This window comes from Paenirhodobacter sp. YD-8 (assembly GCF_056590935.1).
This window is the reverse complement of sequence record NZ_CM152649.1, coordinates 481,416-487,500: the sequence shown is the minus strand read 5'-3', so window position 1 is coordinate 487,500 and position 6,085 is coordinate 481,416. Positions and strand designations below refer to the sequence as shown.

Genomic DNA, 6,085 nt, shown 5'->3' with positions numbered 1-6,085 from the left:
CAGAAATGCGATCGGGCAAAGGCCCATTCCATGCCCCAGGCGCTGAAGGCGGCAATCACCACCGTCAGCAGCATCATGACCGAACCGATGAAAAGCTGTATGAACATCGCCGTCCTCCCCGGCCTCGCGCTACATCCCCGCCCCCGCTTCGGTCAAGCGGCACGCCGCCGCACTGGACAGACGCCCTCCCCTCGCCTATCTCGGTGCGATCATGGCGCAGAAATCCGACCCCAACTCCAAGCTGATCGCCGAGAACCGGCAGGCCCGTTACCATTATGCCGTCGAGGACACGCTCGAGGCCGGCATCATGCTGACCGGCTCCGAGGTGAAGTCGCTGCGCACCGGGCAGTCGAACATCGCCGAAAGCTATGCCTCGGTCGAGGGGGGCGAGCTGTGGCTGATCAACGGCTACATCGCCGCCTACAAGGAGGCGGGCGTCTTCGGCCACGAGGAACGGCGCCGCCGCAAGCTTCTGGTCTCGAAGCGCGAGCTCGCGCGGCTGTGGCAGGCGATCGGGCGCGAGGGCATGACCATCGTGCCGCTTAAGATGTATTTCAACGAGAAGGGCCGGGTGAAGCTGCTGCTCGGCATCGCCAAGGGCAAGAAGGTCGCCGACAAGCGCGAGACCGAAGCCAAGCGCGACTGGAACCGGCAAAAGCAGCGCCTGCTGAAACAGAACAGCTGAGCCCGCTTTCCGGGCGCCGGAGGGCGCCGATCGCCCCTTGAGCCTTGCGTCCTTGCCCCCCTTGCGTCTAAGCACAAGACCGAGAAAACGGAGGGGCGCGATGGCCATGGACGATCCGAAGACGCTTGTTTCCACCGAGTGGCTGGCAGCCCACCTGCAGGACCCCGACCTGCGCATTCTCGACGCGAGCTGGTTCATGCCCGACGACGGCCGTGACGCCCGCAAGGGCTATGACGCCGCCCATATCCCCGGCGCGCGGTTCTTCGACATCGACGAGATCTCGGACACCCGCTCGCCGCTGCCGCACATGGCACCGCCGGTCGAGAAGTTCATCTCGCGGATGCGCGCCATGGGCGTGGGCGACGGCCATCAGGTGGTGGTCTATGACCAGGCCGGCGTGTTCTCGGCGCCGCGGGTGTGGTGGCTGTTCCGCCTGATGGGCAAGAGCGACATCGCGGTGCTGGATGGCGGGCTGCCGAAATGGATCGCCGAGGGCCGCGAGATCGAGGATCTGCCGCCAGTGATGCGCGACCGCCACATCACGGTGCAGCGTCAGGCGAGCCTGGTGAAGGACGTCACCCAGGTCGCCCATGCCGCCAAGCTCGGCGATCAGGAGATCGTCGACGCCCGCGCCCATGACCGCTTCACCGGCGCCACGCCCGAACCGCGGCCGGGTCTGCGCTCGGGCCATATCCCGGGCTCGAAGAACCTGCCCTGGCAGACGGTGGTCACCGCCGACGGCCGGCTGAAATCCCCCGACGAGCTGCGCGCGCTCTTCGCCGAGGCGAAGGTCGACACCACGAAGCCGGTGATCTGCACCTGCGGCTCGGGTGTCTCCGCCTCGATCCTGGCGCTTGCGCTCGAACGCATCGGCCACCGCGACTGGTCCGTCTATGACGGCTCGTGGTCGGAATGGGGCATGTACAACGACCTCAAGGTCGCAACCGGAGAAGCATGATGTTCAACGCATTGAAGCCGCAGGCGCAGGACAAGATCCTGGCCCTCATGGGCATGTTCCGCGCCGACCCCCGGCCCACCAAGGTCGACCTCGGCGTGGGCGTCTACAAGGACGCGGACGGCCGCACCCCGGTGATGCGCGCGATCAAGGCCGCCGAAAAGCAGCTCTGGGACGCCGAGACCACCAAGACCTATACCGCGCTCGCGGGCGAGCCCGCCTTCCACGCCGCGATGGCGGGGCTGGTGCTGGGCGCCGACTATCCCAAGGACCGGCTCTCGGCGCTGCAGACCGTGGGCGGCACCGGCGCCGTGCGCATGGCCTTCGAGCTCGCGCGGATGGCCAACCCCGACTGCACCGTCTGGGCCTCGGACCCGACCTGGCCGAACCACCTGTCGATCCTCGACTTCATGCACATGCCGCGCAAAAGCTATCGCTATTTCGACGCCGAGACCCGCGCCGTCGACTTCGACGCGATGATGGCCGACCTTGCCGCGCTGAAGGCGGGCGACGTGGTGCTTCTGCACGGCTGCTGCCACAACCCGACCGGCGCCAACCTGACGATCGAGCAATGGGCGGCGGTCGCCGACCTGCTCGAGAAGACCGGCGCGATCCCGATGGTCGACATCGCCTATCAGGGCTTCGGCGACGGGCTCGAGGCCGATGCCGCCGGCACCCGGCTGATCGCGTCGCGCCTGCCCGAGGTGATGATCGCCGCCTCCTGCTCGAAGAACTTCGGCATCTACCGCGAGCGCACCGGCTGCCTGATGGTGCTGTCGGACGCCGCGGCGAAGGAAACGACGCAGGGCACGCTCGCCTATCTGAACCGGCAGACCTATTCCTTCGCGCCCGACCACGGCGCGCGGCTGGTGACGATGGTGCTGACCGATCCGGCGCTGCGCGCCGAATGGGAAGCCGAGCTGGAAGAGGTGCGCAACGGCATGCTGGGTCTGCGCGAGCAGCTTGCGGCCGAACTGCGCCAGCTGTCGAACTCGGACCGCTTCGACTTCCTCGCCCGGCACCGCGGCATGTTCTCGCGCCTTGGCGCGACGGCCGAACAGGTCGAGACCATGCGTGCCGAGAACGGCATCTACATGGTCAGCGACTCGCGCTTCAACGTCGCCGGGCTGAACGAGAAATCGGTGCCGGTTCTGGCCCGCGCGATCATCGCCGCCGGCGTCTGAGCCGCGCATTGCCGCACATCCCCTGCGCGGTGGCAGACCTGCCACCGCGCTTTTCTTTTGCGCATTTCACTTGATTTAGTAAGCAGGCTTATAATATCTCTGCTCACCTTCCAGAAGGCGAGTCGCATGTCCTGTTCCCCCGTCCCCGATGAAAGCCTCGGCTTCCTGCTGACCGATGCCACCCGCGCAATCCGCCGCCGGTTCGAGCAGCGCGCCGCCGAGCTTGGCCTCAGCTCCGCGCAATGGCGCGTCCTCGTGCATTTGCTGCGGCGCGGGCCGCTGTCGCAGGCGCGGCTGGCCGAGTTCCTCGAGATCGAGCCGATCTCGGTCTCGCGCCTCGTCGACCGGATGCAGGAAGCGGGCTGGGTCGAACGCGAACCCGACCCGAACGACCGCCGGGTGAAACGCGTTGTCGCGAAGCGCAAGGCCTATGCCGCCTTCGAGAATGCCAAGCAGATCGCCGATGACCTTTACGAACAGGCGCTGGCCGGCTTGCCGCCCGGCGCACTTGAAACCCTGACCGACGCGCTGCGCCGGATCATCCTCAACCTTTCCGACAGCCCCGAGGCGCAAGATGACCGCTGAGAACGTTCAGAAGAAACCGAAGAAATGGCTGATGGCCGCGCTGCCGCTGGCGCTGGTCATCGGCGGCACCTGGATCTGGCTCGATGCCGGGCGCTACGAGACCACCGAGAACGCCGCGGTCCGGCAGGCGCGGATCTCGGTTGCCTCGGACCTGTCGGGCCGCGTGACCGAGGTCTTCGTGAGCGACAGCACCCAGGTGAAGGCCGGGCAGGACCTGTTCCGGGTCGACCCCGAGCCCTACAAGCTCGCCCTCGCGCAAGCCGAGGCCGCGCTGTCGCAGGCCCGGCTTGGCATCGAGCAGCTGCGCGCCGCCTATCGCGTCTCTCTCGCTCAGGCCAAGGTCGCCCAGGACAACCTCGACTATCTCGAATCCGAACTGAAGCGGCAGCAGGCGATCACCGGTCGCGGGGCGGGCACGGAATCGGCCCTCGATGCGGCGCGGCACAATGCGAAATCCGCCCGCGAGACGCTCGCCGCCGCGCAACAGGGCGTCGAAGCGGCTCTCGCCGCGCTCGGCAGCGACCCGGAAATCGCCACCGACGATCATCCGGCCGTGCAGGCGGCGATCGTGGCGCGCGACAAGGCCGCCTACAACCTGTCGCTGACCACGGTGAAGGCGCCCGCCGATGGGGTGATCTACAAGGCCGACAGCTTCAAGCCCGGCCAGTTCGTCACCGCGGGCGCCACGCTCTTCTCGCTGGTCGAGACCGGCGACACCTGGATCGAGGCGAATTTCAAGGAAACCCAGATCGGCGGCATGCGCCCGGGCCAGACCGCCGACATCGAGTTCGACACCTTCCCGGGCCGCGACTACACCGCCACGGTCGAATCCGTGGGCGCGGGCACCGGCGCCGAATTCTCGATCCTGCCGGCGCAGAACGCCACCGGCAACTGGGTGAAGGTCACGCAGCGCGTGCCGGTGCGGCTGCGGCTGGCGGAGGGCTCGGACCTGAGCGGGCTGCGCTCGGGCCTGTCGGCCTCGGTCACCGTCGATACCAAGGCCGAGACCCGTCTCGGCGCGATCTTCGCGCATGGCGCGACGGTGGAGAAGTAAGTCATGTCGGCCGCCGCCGTCTCCGCCCCGGGCGAGGTCAAGCACCACGGGCTGATCACCCTCTCGCTGATGCTCGCGACGATCATGCAGGTGCTCGACACCACCATCGCGAACGTCGCCCTGCCCTCGATGCGCGCCGACCTCGGCGCGTCCTCGGACACGATCAACTGGGTGCTGACCTCCTACATCGTCGCCGCGGCGATCGTCACGCCGCTGTCGGGCTGGATGTCGGAGCGCTTCGGCCGCAAGGAGATCTTCGTCGCCTCGGTCGCGGGCTTCATCCTGACCTCGATGCTGTGCGGCATCGCCTGGAGCCTCGAGACGATGGTGCTGTTCCGCATGGCGCAGGGCGTCTTCGGCGCCGCGATCGTGCCGCTCAGCCAGACCTTCCTGCTCGACATCAACCCGAAGGAAAAGCACGGTTCGGCGATGGCGATGTGGGGCGCGGGGATCATGGTCGGCCCGATCATCGGCCCCACCCTCGGCGGCTATCTGACCGACACCTTCAACTGGCGGTGGGTGTTCTACATCAACGTTCCGCTTGGGGCGGTGGCGCTGGCCGGCTGCATGGCCTACCTGCCCGAGATGGGCCGCCGGCTGCGGCAGTTCGACTTCTTCGGCTTTGCCGCGCTTGGCATCGGGGTGGGCGCATTGCAGCTGATGCTCGACCGCGGCGGCGAGGTCGACTGGTTCAACGCGGCCGAGATCTGGATCGAGTTCGCCATCGCGATCTCGGGGTTCTGGGTCTTCGTGGTCTGGATCATCGGCGCCGAGCACCCGTTCCTCGACCCGCGGATGTTCCTTGACCGCAACTTCGCCACCGGGCTCGTGTTCATCTTCATCGTCGGCATCATCCTGCTCGCCTCGCTGGCGCTGCTGCCGCCGATGCTGTCGGGGATCTTCGGCTATCCGGTCATCACCGTCGGCATGGTGATGGCGCCGCGCGGCGTCGGCACGATGATCATGATGATGGCGGCGGGCAAGCTGCTGCGCTTCATCGACGCGCGCCTCCTGGTGGTGACGGGGCTTTTGCTGACCGCGCTCTCGCTCGACATCATGACCGGCTTCGGCCCGCAGATGGACGCGCGGCTGGTGGTGATCTCGGGCCTCGTGCAGGGCTTCGGGCTGGGCCTTGTCTTCGTGCCGCTCTCGACCGTCTCCTTCGCCACGATCGAGGCGCGCTTCCGCGGCGACGCGACGGCGCTTTACAGTCTGGTGCGCAACATCGGCTCGTCGATCGGGATCTCGGTGGTGACGCTGCTGCTGACCCGCAACACGCAGATCAACCACACCGAGCTGGTGCAGAAGGTCTCGGCGCTCGACCCCGATTTCACCCAGCTGACGAACGGGCCGCTGGCCGGCGCGCTGAAGATGCTGACGCTGAAATATGGTGACGGCGCGGTCTGGACGATCGTCAACCAGCTCGTCACCCAGCAGGCGGCGATGGTGGGCTATGTCGACGACTTCAAGGCGATGATGTGGGTGACCCTTGCCGCGGTGCCGCTGGTGCTGGTGCTGCGCCGCCCGGGGCTGAGCGAGGCGGGCGAGGCGGCGACGATCCACGCCGACTGAGCGCCCGCATCCACGCAAGGGAAAAGGCCCGGGGGGGAAACCCCCGGGCC

Annotated in this window: 7 protein-coding genes (1 of these 7 running past the window's edge); 6 read left to right on the top strand and 1 reads right to left on the bottom strand. The window is 67.5% G+C overall.

Going from position 1 to position 6,085, the window contains the following annotated elements; translation table 11 throughout:
• Nucleotides 1-107, bottom strand: the start of a protein-coding gene (locus AC0QTQ_RS02415; protein ID WP_480258106.1) for an ion channel. 340 nt of this gene lie to the left of the window's left edge; the window shows 107 of its 447 coding nt (coding positions 1-107); its start codon is at nucleotides 105-107; its stop codon lies beyond the left edge, outside the window.
• A 104-nt stretch (nucleotides 108-211) separates the two neighbouring features.
• Here AC0QTQ_RS02415 and smpB point away from each other — a divergent pair, with 104 nt between their 5' ends.
• From smpB to AC0QTQ_RS02385, 6 genes are all read left to right on the top strand, one after another.
• Nucleotides 212-685 carry an SsrA-binding protein SmpB gene (gene smpB / locus AC0QTQ_RS02410; RefSeq protein ID WP_121530482.1) on the top strand — a complete coding sequence of 158 codons (474 nt, stop codon included), beginning with the start codon at nucleotides 212-214 and terminating at the stop codon, nucleotides 683-685.
• Between the two features lie 100 nt (nucleotides 686-785).
• On the top strand, nucleotides 786-1,643 hold the full coding sequence (gene sseA / locus AC0QTQ_RS02405) for a 3-mercaptopyruvate sulfurtransferase (RefSeq protein ID WP_480258105.1): 858 nt from the start codon (nucleotides 786-788) through the stop codon (nucleotides 1,641-1,643).
• Nucleotides 1,643-2,824 (top strand): amino acid aminotransferase, encoded by a 1,182-nt coding sequence (locus AC0QTQ_RS02400; protein ID WP_480258104.1) that lies wholly within the window; start codon nucleotides 1,643-1,645, stop codon nucleotides 2,822-2,824. Before sseA ends, AC0QTQ_RS02400 begins: the two co-directional genes overlap by 1 nt.
• A gap of 126 nt (nucleotides 2,825-2,950) precedes the next feature.
• Nucleotides 2,951-3,409 (top strand): MarR family winged helix-turn-helix transcriptional regulator, encoded by a 459-nt coding sequence (locus AC0QTQ_RS02395; protein WP_121530485.1) that lies wholly within the window; start codon nucleotides 2,951-2,953, stop codon nucleotides 3,407-3,409.
• Entirely contained in the window at nucleotides 3,399-4,463 is a 1,065-nt protein-coding gene (locus AC0QTQ_RS02390; protein WP_121530486.1) for an HlyD family secretion protein, read from the top strand. The genes AC0QTQ_RS02395 and AC0QTQ_RS02390 overlap by 11 nt, the downstream gene beginning before the upstream one ends.
• A gap of 3 nt (nucleotides 4,464-4,466) precedes the next feature.
• Nucleotides 4,467-6,035, top strand: a complete 1,569-nt coding sequence (locus AC0QTQ_RS02385) for a DHA2 family efflux MFS transporter permease subunit (RefSeq protein WP_121530487.1) — start codon at nucleotides 4,467-4,469, stop codon at nucleotides 6,033-6,035.
• Nucleotides 6,036-6,085 lie beyond the last annotated feature (50 nt).